We start from the raw sequence: 207 nt of genomic DNA on the forward strand, positions 1-207 counted from the left end.
TGGTGGTGCTGGACAACGCGCGCGGCACTGAGCAGGTCCGGCCGCTGCTGCCCGGTACGCCCGGCTGCACGGTGCTGGTGACCAGCCGCAGCAGGCTCGGCGGGCTGGTCGCGCTCAACGGCGCGGACTCGGTGAGCCTGGGCATGCTCTCCACGGAGACAGCGCTGCGGTTGCTGGCGCGGCTGATCGGCGCGGACCCGGTGCGCG

1 protein-coding gene is annotated in these 207 nt (G+C 74.4%); it reads left to right on the top strand.

The window, feature by feature from the left end:
* On the top strand, positions 1-207 hold a 207-nt coding region (locus CCN37_RS36940), incomplete at both ends, for a hypothetical protein (protein ID WP_210408382.1).

The sequence above is a fragment of the Allokutzneria sp. NRRL B-24872 genome (assembly GCF_002155965.1).
GTDB lineage: Bacteria > Actinomycetota > Actinomycetes > Mycobacteriales > Pseudonocardiaceae > Allokutzneria.